The organism is Enterocloster lavalensis (assembly GCF_046603895.1).
Lineage (GTDB): Bacteria > Bacillota > Clostridia > Lachnospirales > Lachnospiraceae > Enterocloster > Enterocloster lavalensis.
In genome coordinates this window covers 704,644-721,654 of record NZ_CP176637.1, presented here as the reverse complement: position 1 = coordinate 721,654, position 17,011 = coordinate 704,644, and the positions used below count along the sequence as shown (strand labels likewise).

18 protein-coding genes and 2 tRNA genes are annotated in these 17,011 nt (G+C 52.0%); all 20 read left to right on the top strand.

The features are described 5' to 3' along the window. Positions 1–10: 10 nt before the first annotated feature. The 20 genes from ACK2JC_RS03180 to pssD all read left to right on the top strand — a co-directional run bounded on the left by ACK2JC_RS03180 (position 11) and on the right by pssD (position 16,942). A tRNA-Gly gene (locus ACK2JC_RS03180) sits at positions 11–82 on the top strand. Between the two features lie 192 nt (positions 83–274). Continuing rightward, positions 275–997 carry a DUF554 domain-containing protein gene (locus ACK2JC_RS03175; protein WP_320936047.1) on the top strand — a complete coding sequence of 241 codons (723 nt, stop codon included), beginning with the start codon at positions 275–277 and terminating at the stop codon, positions 995–997. A gap of 16 nt (positions 998–1,013) precedes the next feature. Continuing rightward, entirely contained in the window at positions 1,014–2,204 is a 1,191-nt protein-coding gene (locus tag ACK2JC_RS03170) for an aminotransferase class I/II-fold pyridoxal phosphate-dependent enzyme (RefSeq protein WP_118757375.1), read from the top strand. A gap of 483 nt (positions 2,205–2,687) precedes the next feature. Continuing rightward, positions 2,688–3,455 carry a tyrosine-type recombinase/integrase gene (locus ACK2JC_RS03165; protein ID WP_276856032.1) on the top strand — a complete coding sequence of 256 codons (768 nt, stop codon included), beginning with the start codon at positions 2,688–2,690 and terminating at the stop codon, positions 3,453–3,455. 101 nt (positions 3,456–3,556) lie between these two features. Beyond that, a complete protein-coding gene (locus tag ACK2JC_RS03160) occupies positions 3,557–4,045 on the top strand; it encodes a VanZ family protein (protein ID WP_320936048.1) in 489 nt (162 codons plus the stop codon). Further along, a complete protein-coding gene (gene truA / locus ACK2JC_RS03155) occupies positions 4,042–4,794 on the top strand; it encodes a tRNA pseudouridine(38-40) synthase TruA (RefSeq protein WP_320936049.1) in 753 nt (250 codons plus the stop codon). The genes ACK2JC_RS03160 and truA overlap by 4 nt, the downstream gene beginning before the upstream one ends. Then, positions 4,791–5,975, top strand: coding sequence for a cation diffusion facilitator family transporter (locus tag ACK2JC_RS03150; RefSeq protein WP_107436372.1), 1,185 nt, complete (start codon positions 4,791–4,793; stop codon positions 5,973–5,975). Before truA ends, ACK2JC_RS03150 begins: the two co-directional genes overlap by 4 nt. Positions 5,976–6,000: 25 nt before the next feature. Continuing rightward, entirely contained in the window at positions 6,001–6,540 is a 540-nt protein-coding gene (locus ACK2JC_RS03145; protein ID WP_320936050.1) for an RNA polymerase sigma factor, read from the top strand. Between the two features lie 153 nt (positions 6,541–6,693). Beyond that, a tRNA-Gln gene (locus ACK2JC_RS03140) sits at positions 6,694–6,766 on the top strand. A gap of 215 nt (positions 6,767–6,981) precedes the next feature. Continuing rightward, on the top strand, positions 6,982–7,458 hold the full coding sequence (locus ACK2JC_RS03135; protein WP_007710886.1) for a hypothetical protein: 477 nt from the start codon (positions 6,982–6,984) through the stop codon (positions 7,456–7,458). Between the two features lie 355 nt (positions 7,459–7,813). Next, positions 7,814–8,275, top strand: coding sequence for a hypothetical protein (locus ACK2JC_RS03130; protein WP_092363033.1), 462 nt, complete (start codon positions 7,814–7,816; stop codon positions 8,273–8,275). A gap of 4 nt (positions 8,276–8,279) precedes the next feature. Then, positions 8,280–8,993: a CpsB/CapC family capsule biosynthesis tyrosine phosphatase gene (locus ACK2JC_RS03125; protein WP_320937261.1), complete on the top strand. Its 714-nt coding sequence runs from the start codon at positions 8,280–8,282 to the stop codon at positions 8,991–8,993. A gap of 11 nt (positions 8,994–9,004) precedes the next feature. Then, entirely contained in the window at positions 9,005–9,799 is a 795-nt protein-coding gene (locus tag ACK2JC_RS03120; protein WP_368272073.1) for a YveK family protein, read from the top strand. Beyond that, a complete protein-coding gene (locus tag ACK2JC_RS03115) occupies positions 9,796–10,530 on the top strand; it encodes a CpsD/CapB family tyrosine-protein kinase (RefSeq protein WP_107436369.1) in 735 nt (244 codons plus the stop codon). Before ACK2JC_RS03120 ends, ACK2JC_RS03115 begins: the two co-directional genes overlap by 4 nt. A gap of 5 nt (positions 10,531–10,535) precedes the next feature. Beyond that, positions 10,536–11,570 carry an LCP family protein gene (locus ACK2JC_RS03110; RefSeq protein ID WP_007710893.1) on the top strand — a complete coding sequence of 345 codons (1,035 nt, stop codon included), beginning with the start codon at positions 10,536–10,538 and terminating at the stop codon, positions 11,568–11,570. Between the two features lie 68 nt (positions 11,571–11,638). After that, positions 11,639–12,328, top strand: coding sequence for a hypothetical protein (locus ACK2JC_RS03105; protein WP_007710894.1), 690 nt, complete (start codon positions 11,639–11,641; stop codon positions 12,326–12,328). Between the two features lie 119 nt (positions 12,329–12,447). After that, complete coding sequence (locus ACK2JC_RS03100; RefSeq protein WP_320937260.1) at positions 12,448–13,881, top strand: sugar transferase; 1,434 nt, start codon at positions 12,448–12,450, stop codon at positions 13,879–13,881. Positions 13,882–14,119: 238 nt separating this feature from the next. Next, positions 14,120–15,169, top strand: a complete 1,050-nt coding sequence (locus ACK2JC_RS03095) for an NAD-dependent epimerase/dehydratase family protein (RefSeq protein ID WP_368272080.1) — start codon at positions 14,120–14,122, stop codon at positions 15,167–15,169. A gap of 57 nt (positions 15,170–15,226) precedes the next feature. After that, positions 15,227–16,477: a nucleotide sugar dehydrogenase gene (locus ACK2JC_RS03090; protein ID WP_092363047.1), complete on the top strand. Its 1,251-nt coding sequence runs from the start codon at positions 15,227–15,229 to the stop codon at positions 16,475–16,477. Beyond that, the gene (gene pssD, locus ACK2JC_RS03085; RefSeq protein WP_411338451.1) at positions 16,478–16,942 is read left to right on the top strand and encodes a PssD/Cps14F family polysaccharide biosynthesis glycosyltransferase; all 465 of its coding nucleotides are present in this window, start codon (positions 16,478–16,480) and stop codon (positions 16,940–16,942) included. It begins immediately after the preceding gene. Positions 16,943–17,011 lie beyond the last annotated feature (69 nt).

The following is a 17,011-nucleotide window of genomic DNA, read 5'->3' as shown; positions in this document are numbered from 1 at the left end:
TACAAAATATGCGCGAGTGGCTCAGGGGTGGAGCACCACCTTGCCAAGGTGGGGGCCGCGGGTTCGAATCCCGTCTCGCGCTTTTATATTTGCAGCGGAAAACTTGTAAAATCAAGGTTTCCGCTATTTTTTGGATGGTGCTAAAACGGTAGACAGCTGTAGACAGTTTGCGTTTCGTTTAAGCGCTTGTCAGATTTTGAAATTTGTACTATAATGGGCGAAATGAGCTGTAAGGGTAGGTAAAGATATAATATAAGAAGGGCGAGATCAGAGTATGAGCGGTTTGGGAACGATTGTGAATGTGGCGGCGATTCTGGGAGGCTGTGTCATTGGGCTTTTGGTGAAGGGAGGACTTCCGAAGCACCTGGAGGACACGATTACCAGCGCGGTGGGGCTGTGCGTGATCTTTGTGGGGATCTCCGGGGCGCTGAAAGGAATGATGACCGTCACGGCCGGAGGACTGGATACCCGGGACACCCTGGTGATGGTGCTCTGCATGGTGATCGGGTCCGCTCTGAGCGAGTGGATCGACATCGAGGACCGGTTGGAGCAGCTGGGAATCTGGTGCAAGTCGAAAATACCGGCGGGGAAGGCCTCGGGCACCTTTGTGGAGGCATTTGTGAGCAGTTCCCTGCTGTTCTGCGTGGGGGCCATGGCCATTGTGGGCGCGCTGGAGGATGGACTGACCCATAACTACAGCACGCTGTTTACCAAAGCGGTGATGGACGGCGTTCTCTCCATCATTTTCACCGCAGCCTTAGGCATCGGCACGGCGTTTTCCATTTTCCCGGTAGCCATCTACCAGGGATCCATCACCCTGCTGGCCGGCGTGGTGCGGCCGTATCTGACCGAGCTGATGATTGGGCGGATCTCCTTCATCGGATCGATCCTGATTTTCGCCCTGGGACTGAATTTGGTTTTAAACAGCAAGCTGAAAATCGGCAACATGCTGCCCGCGGTCTTTCTGCCGGTGATCGTGTGTCTGTTGGGATATTGACGAGGAGGATGAGGACATGGAATTTGCAAAACGGATGGACCTCTTTGGCGAGGGAATCTTTTCAAAGCTTTCGGAAGTGCGCAGGCGCAAGGTGTCTGCCGGGGAGACGGTGATCGACATGAGTATAGGCGCGCCCAACATTCCGCCGGCCGCTCATATCCGGGAGGCTCTCTGCAGGGCCGCTGCGGAGGAGAAGAACTATATTTACGCGATCAACGACCAGACCGCTCTTTTGGACGCGGTGGCCGCATGGTATGACCGGCGCTACGGAGTGAAGCTGGACCCGCAGACCGAGATTTGTTCCCTGCTGGGGTCCCAGGAAGGGCTGGCTCACATCGCGCTCTCCATCGTGGACGAGGGGGACACTGTGCTGGTGCCGGACCCCTGCTATCCGGTGTTCGGGGATGGGCCGCGGATTGCTGGGGCAACGCTCTATTATATGCCCCAGAAAAAGGAAAACGGTTATGTGATCCGTCTGGACGATATTCCTGGGGAGGTGGCCCGCAGGGCCAAATTCATGATCGTGTCCTACCCCAACAACCCCACGGCGGCCCTGGCTCCGGACAGCTTTTACGAGGAGCTGGTGGCATTTGCCAAGAAGTATCAGATCATTGTGCTGCACGATAACGCTTACAGCGAGCTGGTATTTGACGGGAAGAGCTGCGGCAGCTTTTTGAGCTTCCCGGGCGCGCGGGAGGTGGGCGTAGAGTTCAACTCCCTGTCCAAGACCTATGGCCTGGCCGGGGCGCGCATCGGCTTCTGTTTGGGCAACCGGGAGGTGGTGGCCCAATTAAAGCGGCTTAAGTCCAACATGGACTACGGTATGTTTCTGCCCATCCAGCAGGCGGCCATCGCGGCCATTACCGGGGACCAGTCCTGTGTGGAGAGCACCAGGGAAGCGTATGTCCGCCGCCGCAACTGTCTCTGCGACGGCTTTACCGCCATCGGCTGGCCCATGGAGCGCCCTGCGGCCACAATGTTCGTGTGGGCTGCCATTCCGTCCGGGTATGAGACCTCCGAGGCATTTGCCATGGATCTGGTGGAGAAGGCCGGGCTGATTGTGACGCCGGGCAGCGCCTTTGGCCCCTCCGGCGAGGGTTATGTGCGCCTGGCGCTGGTGCAGGACGAGGATGCGATCCGTCAGGCGGTGGATCTGGTGGCTGCCAGCGGGATTTTGTCAGGTGGGAAATCGAAGGTTGGACGTTAAGCCGGATAGAAATTGATGAAATGATGAGCAGGTGTTTCCAAAGTTGAGAGATGACGTTGGAGACGCCTCTTTTTTTTATGTCCGTCATCGGATGAAATTGTCTATATAAATGACTTTATGTAAATAACAAAATATCGTTCATTGCTTCCAGTAATAGATATTATAGAAAGTTAAATGATCACATTTCGTTCAAATAATTTTTGACTTTTTCCAAATCATGATCAAATTGAACTTTTTTAGCACAAGCTACTACGAATATTATCAATCCCCCCAAGGGACTCGCAGTGCATTATAATAGCATTTTTCTTGACAGAAAATGCAGAAACACGCTATAATATCTATTATATGAAGTTTCTGATTTGAGGAATGTTCTGGATACAGGCAGAGCAGGACGGGAGAAATGTCACTCGTATGTTGAACACAAAAGAAGACCGGGGATGTCCGTTATGGACAGACTTCGGACGAGAGGGACGGTATTAAGTTATGTGCTATGTGATGACCCAGGATCTTTTGCTCCGGTACGATCATTATCTTGGAGCGAACGGCTATTCAAAGGCAACCTGTCAAAAATACAAGGGAGATTTGCAGCAGTTTTACAACTATCAGGGCAGTGAAACGGTGGATGAGGAGACCTGCCGGGCATATCAGCGCTATTTGATGGAGCATTATACGCCCCGGGGGGCGTGTTCCAAGATTGTGGCAGTCAACACCTTCTTCCGCTTTGCGGATTGGAAAGTGCGCATGGACGTGCCTAAGATCAACAGGAGCACGGTTTCCAACGCAGGCATGGAGCTGACTACCTCGGAATACAGGAGCCTGCTAAACGCGGCAAAGTCTCAGCGCAACCCGCGCCTGTATTATCTGATCCAGATATTGGCGCTGACCAAGATCAGCGTCAGCGAGCACCAGTATATTACGCCTGAGGCAGTGGAGCAGGGATTTTTCCTGATTCCCCGGGGAAACAGCAGCAAGGTGGTGGTATTGCCCAACGCGCTGCGCAAAGAGCTGGCCGCGTTTGTGGAGTCCATGAAACTAAAAGAGGGGCCGATTTTCAGCAGCCGGACCGGGAAGCCCTGGGATCGGGCGGCGATTCACAAGAGCCTGAAACGGCTGTGCCGGGGGACGAAAATCGATCCGGAAAAGGTCACGGCCAGAAACCTTACCCATGTGGTTGCATTCGGGGCGGCGGTCTATAAGCTGGACGAGAGAGTGAAACATATAAACGGGGCGCGGGATAAAGAAGAACATTAATGGATCGGAGCCGGCAGGTGGCATTTTACTCTGCCGGCTCTTGCCATATTTGAAAAACTGTACTATAATGGGCAAAATAAGCGTCTTAAGCAGAGGTGAATATGGCGGTAAGAATGAGACAGGTGAGGGGAGTTTGGCATAACGAGTTATTCTGGCAGGCGGCATTGATTCTCTATGTGCTGTTCGTCTACGGCCATTCCATGGTTCCGGCGGAGTTGTCCTCCCGGGAGAGCGGCGCGGTGCTGCAAATAATTGCCAAAATTTGGGACGGGCTCCATTTACCGGGACAGATGCCCACGGAGCATATGGTTCGCAAGACAGCGCATTTTATGGAATATATGGGGATGGGCGTTCTGTTGTGCAGAAATGTCCAGGTTATGGCGCGGCAGCGGCGGATTCCGCTGCGTTCGGTGATTGCGGCGGCCATATGGCTGCCGTTTGTGGACGAGACCATCCAGCTGTTCGTGCGGGGGCGGTCCGGGCAGATCAGCGACGTCTGGCTGGACCTGGCCGGTATGTGGACCGGTCTGGGCCTGATGTGCCTTTTGGGGCGCGCGAGGTTACATGGAAACAGGAGGCGGCTGAGATGAATTATAAAATGATTTTGCAGTACGACGGCACGCGCTACGACGGTTGGCAGAGGCAGGGCAACACGGACCAGACCATACAGGGGAAGCTGGAGGCCGTGCTGGGGCGGCTGGCGGAGGAGACGGTGGAGGTACACGGTTCCGGCCGGACTGACGGCGGCGTCCACGCCAGAGGGCAGGTGGCGAATTTTCATCTGAAACAGGCGCGGGAGCCGGAAGAAATCCGCGCGTACCTGAACCGGTATCTGCCGGAGGACATCTGCGTTCTGGAGCTGACGGCCGCCCCGGAACGTTTTCACAGCCGCTTAAACGCCTGCCGGAAGACTTACCGGTACCAGATTTGGATGGACGGCAAGACGGACGTGTTTCAGCGGGATTATTTCTACGGCCTGGGAAAGCAGCTGGACATCGGGCAGATGGAGCGGGCGGCCGGGACGCTTCTGGGAACCCATGATTTTAAAAGCTTCTGCGGTAACAAAAAGATGAAGAAGTCCACGGTCCGCACCATAACGGCGATCCGTTTGATCCGTCTGTGCGATGGAAAGGCGCTGGCGGTGGATGTTACGGGCAACGGCTTTTTACAGCAGATGGTGCGGATCCTGGCGGGGACCCTGATCGAGGTGGGTTTGGGAAAGCGGGAGGCGGACAGCCTGGAAGCCGTGTTGGAATTAAAGGAAAGAAGTGCAGCGGGATTCACAGCGCCGCCGGAGGGGCTGTGCCTGATGAATGTACAGTATGAGGAAGAGAAATGACGGAATTTTTAGTAAAACGATTTGTAAAAGATTACCAGCAGACGGAGGCAGTGCAGGTTCGCACTGCCTATGGCACGCTCTCCAGTATGGTGGGGATTTTCTGCAACGTGCTGCTGTTTGGCGCAAAGCTGCTGATCGGGCTGCTGATCAACAGTATTTCCGTGATGGCGGATGCGTTTAACAACCTTTCGGATGCGGCCTCCTCCATTATCGGGTTTATTGGGGTCAAGATGGCGGAAAAACCGGCGGACGACGACCATCCCTTTGGACACGGGCGCATCGAGTATATCGCGGCCTTTATCGTGGCGTTTATTGTCATTCAGGTGGGATTTTCTCTGTTTAAAACGTCGCTGAACAAGATTTTGAATCCGGAGAGCATGTCCTTTAAATGGATTTCCATTGTGATCCTGTCCCTCAGCGTGGCGGTGAAGCTCTGGCTCTCGCTGTTCAACAGGACGCTGGGGAAACGGATCAATTCCAAGGTGATGCTGGCGACTGCGGCGGACGCCATGGGGGATGTGGTCACGACCTCGGCCACCATGCTGTCCATCGCGGTGTTTGGCATCTTTGGCGTGAACATCGACGGCATCGTGGGCATTGCCGTGTCGGTGGTAGTTATGATCGCGGGCGTGAATATCGCCAAGGATACGCTGGCGCCGCTGATCGGCGAGGCCATCGATCCCCAGCTGTACGAACAGATCAGCAATTTTGTGGAGAGCTTTGAGGGCATTTTGGGAACCCATGACCTGATTGTGCACAACTACGGGCCTTCCAAGAGCATGGCGTCCATCCACGCCGAGGTGCCAAACGACGTGAATGTGGAGCGCTCCCATGAGGTGATTGACCAGATTGAACACGAAGCGGCAAGGCGGTTCGGTCTGCTTTTGGTGATCCATATGGATCCGGTGGAGACCCATGACGGCCGGATCCGGGAATTTCGGGATATGCTTGGCGAGGTTCTGACGGAGCTTGACAGCCGGTTGAGCTTTCACGACTTCCGCATGGTGGATGGGGTGGAGCACATCAATTTAATTTTCGATTTAGTGGTTCCCAGGGAATATAAAGCGGCGGTTCAGGACAACTTAAAAGCGAGGATTAGCGCAGCGGTCCGCAAACGCGACCCACGCTGCGCCTGTGTGATCACGGTTGAGAACAGCTATCTGGCGGAGGCGCAGAAATAAGGCTAATCCCTGAAAGGGGATCCACATGACGGAGGAAGCGCTGTTAAAGGAGATTGCAGCCGGAAATGAGGAGGCGTTCAGACAGTTTTATCTCTGCACAGTCCGGCCGGTGCACAGCTACATCCTGTCGCTGACCCGAAACAGCCATGAGGCGGAGGACGTGCTGCAGGAAACCTATCTGAAGATCTGGACCGACGCTACAGAATACCGGCCTCAGGGGAAACCGCTGGCCTGGGTGTTCACCATTGCCAGGAATTTGTGCTACATGCGGTTTCGGGAGCAGCGCAGATGGGCGGAGTTTGGACGGTCGGAGCTGGAGGACTGCGAGGAGGGAAAAAACTGCGAGCAGATCGACCAGGCGGCGGACCGCCAGGTACTGCTGCGGGCCCTGGACGAGCTGAAGGAGCAGGACCGCCAGATCGTGCTCCTGTACGCGGCCGCGGGGATGAAACATCGGGAGGTGGCAAAGGCCCTGGGACTGCCGCTGGCCACGGAATTGTCCCGCTACTCCCGCTCGATGAAACGCCTTCAGCAGCTTTTGACGGTGCGGCGGACCGGGGGTTGAGGCGGCCGATCCGACGGTCTGGAACGGGCCGCAGAGGCGCTGGTTTTGGGGCGGGGCCGGGAAGCGGAAAACGGTGGCAAAAAAATTTAAAAAAATTAAAAATCCCCTTGCAATAAATGAAAAACTATTGTATAATACATTTCGTTGTGTTGATGGGCTATCGCCAAATGGTAAGGCAACGGACTCTGACTCCGTCATTTTCTTGGTTCGAATCCAAGTAGCCCAGCTATATGGACCCGGTGTTTTTCACTCAGGTGAAAGGTGCCGGGTCTTTTTTGTGTGTAATGGGTTATTTGCGTTTCTGCGGGCGTTTGACAACGGTTTTTGGAAGATCATGAGGGGGGGGGGGTGTCATCCCCAAAGCGTATATTATATGGTATAATCAATACATGACAGTAGAGTGTTGACAGAACGAGTATGTTGACAGGGGTGTGTTTGTGGATGTATAAAAATGTTTCAGGAAAAGTGTATATCAAGACGTTCGATGGATTTGATCTGTATAAAGATGGAAAGATGGTCTATTTTTCCAGCGCAAAGGCCAAAGAACTGCTTGCATTTCTGGTGGATCGGAAAGGCAGGTTTGTGCCCCTGAGTCAGTTAGCGGAAAATCTGTTCGAGAATGAAAAGGATATCCGAAAGGCCAAACGTTTGGTTCACACGGCGTTTAACCGCCTGACCAAAACGCTTAAGAGTTATGAGATCGAGGATATTTTAAAAAGAGGAAGAGGGATTTACGCGGTCGACTGCAGCCGGATTCTGTGTGACAGTTATGAGATGGAAGCGCGCACAGAGGGGAGCAGCAATTTTTTTCTCGGCGAGTATATGCCGGAGTACAGTTGGGCGGAGGTGACGCTGTCCAATCTGCTGAGAAAATATTACGATGAAAACCAGCTGCCGGACCACGAGGGGGACTCGTAGCCGGAGCAAACAGGGGAACGATGGGAAGACATAACCACAGTCAGGAATTGTGGTTATGTCTTTTTTTGATGCAATCAGCCGCAGGCGGGGCCGGGGGGAGAATGTTCTGTTCGGATTTCAGATATAATGGCAGGCGGATACCAAATCAAAGTATTGTGACCTTTTTAAAGACGCATCTTCTTTTTTTCATGCAAAAAAACGTATTTTTTACAAAAAAGTACAAATATTAAAAGAAATACAATTTATGGGTGAAACCGGCTGCGTTTGTAACTAAAATATAACGTTTCTGTATCCAACGTCATGATATACCGTTACACGAAAGGCCACAATTATTTACACATAATGAGGTGTAGAGATGAATAGAGGGGAAAGACGGGTGTATGTCAAGACCTTTGACGGCTTTGATGTATACGTGGATGGCAGGATTGTTTACTTCCCGAGTGGCAAAGCAAAAGAGATGCTGGCGGTGCTGGTGGAGAAAAAGGGCAGCAGCGTTTCTCTGGCACAGATGGCGTATCTGCTCTATGAAAATTCGGAGGAAACCCGTGCCAGAAATACGTTGCGGGTTGTGTACCACAGGCTTCACAGGACGCTGGTAGAATATGAGATCGCGGATATTGTCATCAAAAGGCGGGGCAGCTATGCGGTTGACACCGACCGGTTTATCTGCGATTTTTATGAATTCATAAGGGAGCAGCCTGCGTTTCTGAACGCATATTCCGGGACCTATATGCCGGAATATCCGTGGGCGAGGAATATGATTCCTTATCTTGACAACCTGTACCGAAGATACTCCGGTCAGAAGTTAAAGGAGTAACCAAATGGAATTGATTGATATCCATGCACATATCCTTCCGGGCGTGGACGACGGATCCCGCGGCATGGAAGAGTCTGAGACAATGCTGTCCATGGCATACCGCCAGGGGATCCGCCGAATCATCGCCACGCCCCATTATTCCAGAAGAAGAGGGAGCGGGGGGCTGGCAGAGCTGGCGGACCGGCTGAACGCCAGGGCCCAGGCGATTTACGGAGATTTTGAAATACTGCCGGGTCATGAGACCTATTATTATGAGGGTTTGGCAGAGGCCTTGAAGAGTGGCCAGGCGCTGACGCTGGCGGGCAGCCGGTATGTGCTGGTTGAATTCGACCCGGGCGTGTCCTACCGGCAGCTCTACCAAGGAGTCCGCAAGCTGATTATGGCCCGGTATGTGCCGGTGCTGGCCCATGTGGAGCGCTATCTGTGCCTGCGGGATGAAGGTAACTTCCGGGAGCTGGTCCAGTGCGACTGCCGTATGCAGATGAATTATGACAGCCTTGCAGGTCCGTTTTGGGATCCCGGCGTGAGGTGGTGCAGGAAAAAGGTGGAGGGCGGCTGTATCCATCTGTTGGCCACGGATATGCACCGGGTGGACTACCGCAAGCCCGATCTGGAAAAGCCCATGGCATGGCTGCAAAAGCATGTGGGGGAGCGCCGGCTGCGGGCCATGGTGTGGGACAACCCACTTGCGATTATGAAAAATGAGAGAATGGGGTAGGTACATAAGAGATGGAAACGTATATGAATGACAATGAAGAGATTGAGATTGACCTTTTCGAGCTGTTCATGGAACTGAAACGAAAAATATGGGTCATCCTTGGGGTGGCGGTTTTGTGCGCCGGAGCTGCGGGCGCGTTCAGCGCGTTTGTGCTGACACCGCAGTACACGTCCACCGCGATGGTGTACATTCTCTCCAAAGAGACCACGCTGACGTCCCTGGCCGACCTGCAGATCGGAAGCCAGCTGACAAAGGATTACAAGATCATTGTGACCAGCCGCCCTGTGTTGGAGGATGTGATCGAGGGGCTGGAGCTGAACACTACCTATAAAGATTTGAAGAAAAAGATCACCATCGACAACCCGGCGGACAACCGGATTCTGTCCATCAGCGTGATGGACCCGGACCCGCAGATGGCAAAGGCCATTGCGGATAAGGTTGCCGCCACCGCCTCGGATTACGTGGGAGATATCATGGAGATGGTGCCGCCCAAGCTGATTGAGGACGGCGAGGTGCCCCTCTTAAAGACGAGCCCCAGCAACACGAAGAACGCCCTGATCGGAGGGTTCTTGGGCGTGCTGCTGGTGTGCGGTTTTGTCACGGCGCGGGTGGTGTTAAACGACACCGTCCGGACGGAGGAGGATGTGACCCGGTACCTGGGCCTGACCGTTCTGGCCTCTGTGCCTGCGCGTAAGGGGGAGACTCCGGAGGACAAGGAAGCTATGGTGTCCTCCAAGTCCCGCAAAAAGACTCAGACCCCTTCCGGAAGATCCAGGAAGAAGAAAAGGGAGGAAAAAGTCCGATGAGACAGACGGTTGCTCTGAACCGGAGCATGAAGGATGACTACCATTATAATGAAGCGATCAAGACGCTGAGAACCAATATCCAGTTCTGCGGGAGCGGCATCCGGGTGATTATGATGACCAGCGCTCTGCCCGACGAGGGAAAGAGTGATATGGCGTTTGCCCTGGCCTCCTCCCTGGCCCAGATCGGCAAGCGGGTGCTGCTAATCGACGCGGATATCCGAAAGTCCGTGCTCGTATCCCGGTATCAGCTGGAGGATGAGGTCTGCGGCCTGTCCCAGTATCTGAGCGGACAGAAGCCCCTGGAGGAGATCCGCTATGCCACCAGCGTTGAGAATCTCCACATGATCTTCTCCGGCCCTTATTCGCCCAACCCGGCGGAGCTGTTGGAGGAGGAGCTGTTTGGCGCGCTGATCCGGCAGATGCGTCAGGAGTACGATTATCTGATTATCGACACGCCCCCTATGGGGAACCTGATTGACGGCGCCATCGTGGGCCGCCAGTGCGACGGGGCGGTGATGGTGGTGGAGAGCGGAGCGGTCAGCTACCGCCTGGAGCAGCGGGTCAAAAACCAGCTGGAGAAGAGCGGCTGCCGGATTCTGGGCGTGGTGCTCAACAAGATCGATCCGGAGTATAACAGCTACGGCTATTACACGCGCTACGGCAAATACGGGAAATACTCCCGCTACGAGAAATACGCAAAATACGATAAGAGCGAGATTACGGAAGGGTGACCGGCATGAATGACCGCGGTCGAAAATGGAAACGGTTTAAGGCTGCCGCCGCGGTATTGGGCGTGGTCCTTTTGGCGGGGGCCGCGGGGGTCACGGTTCACCTGTACCGCCAGCGCAAAGCCCAGGAGGCGGAGATCGCCGCCCGGCAGCACAGCCTTGAGGAGCCGGAACAGTTTCTGGCAGAAAATGTAATCGAATACGGCGGCAAAAAATACCGGCGCAACTCCTATGTGAAAGCTATCCTGTGCATCGGGGTGGACCGCTCCGGGCTGGGGGAGAAGACGACCACCGGCTTCGGCGGGCAGTCGGACGGGCTGTTTCTGCTGGCCCAGGATACCGCCAGAAATACGGTGAAAATCCTGATGATTCCCCGGGATACCATGACGCGCATCACGCTGACGGATCTGAGCGGAAATGTGCTGGGCAAGGACGTACAGCACCTCACATTAGCCTACGCCTACGGAGATGGGCGGGAACTCAGCTGTGAGTACACGGTGGAGGCCGTATCCGAGCTTTTGGGCGGCTTAACCATTGACCACTATATGGCGGTGGACACCGACAGCATTTCCGTGCTCAACGACGGCGTGGGAGGGGTCACGGTGACCATTGAGGAGCCGGGGCTTGCCACACGCGATCCGGAGCTTAAGCTGGGGGAGACCGTAACCCTGAAGGGGAAGCAGGCGGAAACCTTTGTGCGCTACCGGGACATTCACCAGGATAACACGGCCCTGTTTCGGATGGACCGGCACCAGCAATATATGGAGGGCTTTTTCGCCGCCCTCAAGACAAAAGCAGCGGAGGACGACAGTATTCTGATCCGCCTGCTGGACAGCATTCAGGATCACATGGTGACGGATATGCAAAAAGACCAGTACCTGAAGGCGGCCCTGGACGTGTTGAACACCCAGCAGCTGGGTTCCGGCGATTTCTATACCCTGCCCGGCAGCGGCGTGACCACCGCCCGCTACGACGAGTTCTATGTGGATCAGGAGGCCATGATCCCCGTGATCCTGGATTTATTTTACCGGGAGATCGAGTGATGAGGCAATAACCAGCATTTATGCTGTTTATTGGATAAATAATCATAGTAGAAAGGAGAGGAAAAGCTATGAAAAAGAAAAGCGTTGCTGCTTTAATCCTGGCGGCGGCTCTGGCTTCCCAGCCGATGTGTGTATTCGCATCCAGCAGTTCATCCAGTGATGACGGCGGAAGCTCAGCGACCACCACCACAACCACAAGCAGCACCAAGTCCGAGAGCACCGTTACGGTGTCTTCCACCGGCGTCAAGACCACCGGAGCGACCACCAGTGCCGCACCCAACGGAAGCACCATCGGCGTGGCCGTGGACACCGTAACCACAACCGGAGTACCGGTAACGGTTAACTCCAAGGGCGAGGCGGTTGTAGGCGATATCGCCATCGGATTCGCAAAGGATCCGGGATCCGCTACCGCGGGACTTCCGGAGAACGTTGTAGCTGCGATCAACGATATCAACGCCGGAAAGGCCTTAAGCGAGGTCATTCAGGGCGTGGACGTGAGCGGTTACAATGCGCTGACCGGCACCCATGCAATCGTGACCAAGGATGCGGCCACCGGAGCGGTCAAGGACACAGCGGCAGAGGTATCTCTGTATGTGCCGAACCTGGTAGAGGGACTGACCAATGTGGAAGTTCTGTTCTACAACAACGTTACGGGACAGTGGACTCTGCTTCCCGCACTGAAAGTAGATCCGGTTACCAAGACCGTGGCGGTGAACATCCCCGGTTCCGGTACACTTTCTGTGGTTTACAAGAAGTAATTACAAGAATTTGACATCAGCGCAGATGCGCAGAGGGCCAGAGGGGGCCTTGAGGTCTCCCTTTGGTTTCTCGGTATGTGGGAGCGTTTTACGGGAGAGAAAAAGGGTAGTGATGAAAAATGTATAGAAAAGCGGATCGTGGCTGGCTGAAGCACTGGGACTTCACCCTGCTTGACGGATTTTGTCTGCAGGCGGCCTACGTCGCGGCCTATTGGCTGCGCCATGGATTTGGCTGGCCCTATGTGCACCAGCTCTACTGCAATATGGCCTTTGTTTTTGTGCTGATCCAGATATTTGTGACGTTTTTTGGCGAGAGCTTTAAAAATGTGTTGAAGCGGGGGTATTACCGCGAATTTTCGAGTGCAGTCAAACATGTGTGTCTGGTAATTCTCATCGGGGCATTTTATCTGTTTGCCACGCAGAAGGGGGAGAACTATTCGCGCCTGACGCTGGTGCTGACCGGCGTGATCTATCTGGCGTTCACCTACGCCGCCAGAATCGGGTGGAAACGCTGGCTGAAAGCCAGGGGAGTGGGAGCGAGGGGAAAATGGTCCCTTTTGATTCTGACCTCCAGAACCATGGTGGACACCGTGGTACAAAATATACTCGCCAACAATTACGAGGGCTTCCAGGTTGTAGGGGTGGCCCTGATTGACGATGACAAAAATAATGAAAAGACTTACAGGGGAGTGGCGGTGGTTGCCAACGGTGAAACGGTGGCCGAATACGTCTGCCGGGAGTGGGTGGACGAGATATTTGTCAACCTGCCGGAGGAGATACCGCTGCCCCAGGAGCTGCTCAACGACTTTATTGAGATGGGCGTGACGGTTCATTTAAAGCTGGTGGAAGTTGCCAAGTTAAGCGGGAAAAAACACCATGTGGAGCGGATCGGCACTTATACGGTGCTGACCAGCAGTATTAATATGGCAAGCTGGAAGCAGGCGTTTTTGAAGCGGACCATGGATATTGCGGGCGGCGTGGTGGGATGTCTGATCACAGGACTCCTGTACGTCGTGGTGGCCCCCTGTATTTACATAAAATCCCCCGGACCGATATTTTTTTCGCAGGTGCGGGTGGGGAAGAACGGGAAGAAGTTTAAATTGTATAAATTCCGCAGCATGTATATGGATGCGGAGAAGCGGAAGAAGGAACTGATGGAACAGAACCGCGTGAAGGGCGGGATGATGTTCAAGATTGACAATGATCCCAGGATTATTGGGGGAGAGAAGGGAATTGGGGGGATTATACGGAAATACTCCATTGATGAGTTCCCGCAGTTTTGGAATGTGCTGAAAGGAGATATGAGCCTGGTGGGGACCAGGCCGCCGACGGTGGATGAGTGGGAGAAATATGATTTACGGCATAGGGTGAGGCTGGCGACGAAGCCGGGGATCACCGGGATGTGGCAGGTGAGCGGGAGGAGCGATATTACGGACTTTGAGGAAGTGGTGAGGTTGGATCGGGAGTATATTGTGGGGTGGTCGATTGGATTGGATGTGAGGATTTTGGTGAAGACGGTGGGGGTGGTTTTGTTGAGGAGAGGGGCGATGTGATGGGGGTGGAATTTGCTTCGGATGGATTGAAACTTTGAGATTTTTTTGTTGGTTATATTTATGGACGAATACTTGCAAGAAAATTCTGAGTCACGAAGGCGGCATAGAAAGCAACTCGTGTCAACTAGGACATCATTCAGTGCATGTTTCGGTTGCTGTGGATATCTTGTGATAATCATGGCTTTTATAAATATAAGAAATTAAAAGATTGGAGCAGCTGATTATGGGTTGTGTGGAATTGAAAGGCAAGACAATATTGGTCACTGGTGCTGCCGGGTTTATCGGTAGCAATTTGGTGAAACGTTTGTGCGATAATGTGGAGGGCGTGACCGTTATTGGCATTGATAATATGAATGAATATTATGATATTCGACTGAAGGAGACACGACTTGAAGAAATGTCGACTTATCCGTCTTCTATTTTTATGAAAGGGAATATTGCTGATAAGACAACCATTACTGAAATCTTTGAAGAGTATAAGCCACAGGTAGTTGTTAATCTGGCAGCACAAGCGGGTGTGAGGTATAGCATCACAAACCCGGATGCATATATGGAAAGCAACGTGATCGGTTTCTATAATATTTTGGAAGCGTGCCGTCATTCTTACGATGATCGAATGACCGGTGTGGAGCATTTTATTTATGCAAGCTCTTCGAGTGTCTACGGTTCCAATAAGAAGGTTCCGTACAGTACAGATGACAAAGTGGACAATCCAGTAAGTCTTTATGCGGCAACAAAGAAGAGTAATGAGCTTCTGGCACATGCCTATTCCAAACTGTATAATATTCCGTCAACCGGTTTACGATTCTTCACCGTTTATGGTCCCGCTGGCCGTCCAGATATGGCATATTTTGGTTTTACAAATAAGCTGCGGGAAGGTAAGGCTATACAGATTTTCAATTATGGTAACTGCAAGCGTGATTTTACATATGTCGATGATATCGTTGCAGGTGTTGTCCGTGTGATGCAAAAGGCACCGGATAAAGTGACTGGAGATGATGGTTTACCGTTGCCGCCATATGCTGTTTACAACATTGGAAATAACAATCCGGAGAACCTATTGGATTTTGTGCAAATTTTGAGCGAAGAACTGGTAAGGGCAGGCGTGTTGCCGGAGGATTACGACTTTGATGCACACAAGGAACTTGTTCCGATGCAGCCTGGTGATGTGCCGGTGACTTATGCAGATACTTCAGGATTTGAGCGCGATTTTGGATTTAAGCCGAGTACAAGTCTGAGAATTGGATTGCGAAAGTTCGCTGAATGGTATAAAGCGTTTTATATGTAATTCCCGAATTGTTTTGTAGTAGGTGAATACCCACAGTGTGGGAAGGAGCAAAGGACTATGAGAGATTTTAAGGATTTAAAGGTTGCTGTGGCTGGTACAGGCTATGTAGGTCTTAGCCTGTGCGTATTGTTCAGTTTACACCATGAGGTAACAGCAGTAGATATCGTACCTGAAAAAGTGGAATTGATAAACAACAAAAAGTCCCCGGTTCAGGATGAATATATCGAGAAATATCTAGTTGAAAAGGAGCTAAACCTGGCTGCCACACTGGATGCAGAGACAGCATATAGGGAAGCTGATTTCGTGGTTATAGCTGTACCTACGAATTACGACAGCAAGAAGAATTTTTTTGACACAAGTGCGGTCGAAGCTGTTATTAAGCTGGTCATCCAGTATAATCCGGAGGCCATTATGGTTATCAAGAGCACCATTCCGGTCGGATATACGGCGAGTGTCAGGGAAAAATTCCATTGTGATAATATCATTTTCAGTCCGGAGTTTTTGCGTGAATCTAAGGCGCTTTATGATAACTTGTTTCCGAGCAGGATAATTGTGGGAACTGATCTGGAGAATGCACGGTTGGTAAAGGCTGCGAGTACTTTCGCACAGCTTTTACAGGAAGGGGCAATCAAAAAAAATATAGATACTCTTTTTATGGGCTTTACCGAGGCAGAGGCGGTTAAGTTGTTTGCGAATACATACCTAGCATTAAGAATTTCTTATTTTAATGAGCTGGATACCTATGCAGAGATGAAAGGGCTGAACACACAACAGATCATTAATGGTGTTTGCCTTGATCCTCGCATTGGTAAACACTATAACAATCCCTCTTTTGGTTATGGCGGTTACTGTTTGCCGAAAGACACGAAGCAGTTGCTGGCGAACTATGTGGATGTGCCAGAGAACTTGATTGAGGCAATCGTTGAGAGTAACAAGACGAGAAAAGATTTTATTGCTGAACGTGTGCTGGAAATCGCAGGTGCTTATGAGGCAAGTGAGGAATGGAGCAGCGAAAAGGAAAAAGAAGTCATTGTTGGTGTGTACCGTTTGACTATGAAGAGTAACAGCGACAACTTCCGCCAAAGTAGTATCCAAGGTGTTATGAAGCGTATCAAGGCAAAAGGCGCTACTGTTATTGTGTATGAGCCTACGCTGAAAGATGGGGATAAGTTTTTTGGTAGCCTAGTAGTCAATAATATGGAGGAGTTTAAGCGCCAAAGCGACGTGATTGTAGCCAACCGCTTTGATGAGGTACTGCGAGATGTTGAGGATAAGGTTTATACGAGAGATTTGTTTAGGAGAGATTAAATGTCAAAATACGATAGAGCACCAAGGCTATGTTTAGTATCTTCTTCCGGTGGTCATTGGGAGCAGTTGCAGAAACTTCAACCTTTGATAGATAAGTATGATGGTTTTTATGTGACTGAAAAGACTCAGTTTCCGGAGAATTCTAAGTACTTTATGATCCAAACAGATCTAAAGGACAAGCTAATGCTTCCGAAGATGATTGTGAACGGAGTAAGAGCCATGAGAATATGGTTTAAGGAACGCCCGGATTTTGTAATTACCACAGGCACGATGGTAGCTTATCCGTTCTATCTGATGGCAGTGTTGTTTAATAAGAAGTTTGTGTTTATTGAGACTTTCGGACGTGCCAACATGGCTACCACAGCAGGAAAGATGATGGAGAAGCATTCTGACCTCTTTATCGTTCAGTGGGAAACACAGGTGAAACATTATAAGAAAGCCATATACGGTGGTTGTTTGTATTGACTTGACTATGGTGTATTTTGTGGAAGATGGAGATTTAGGAACTAAAAGGCAACCGTAGGGAGGAAATGT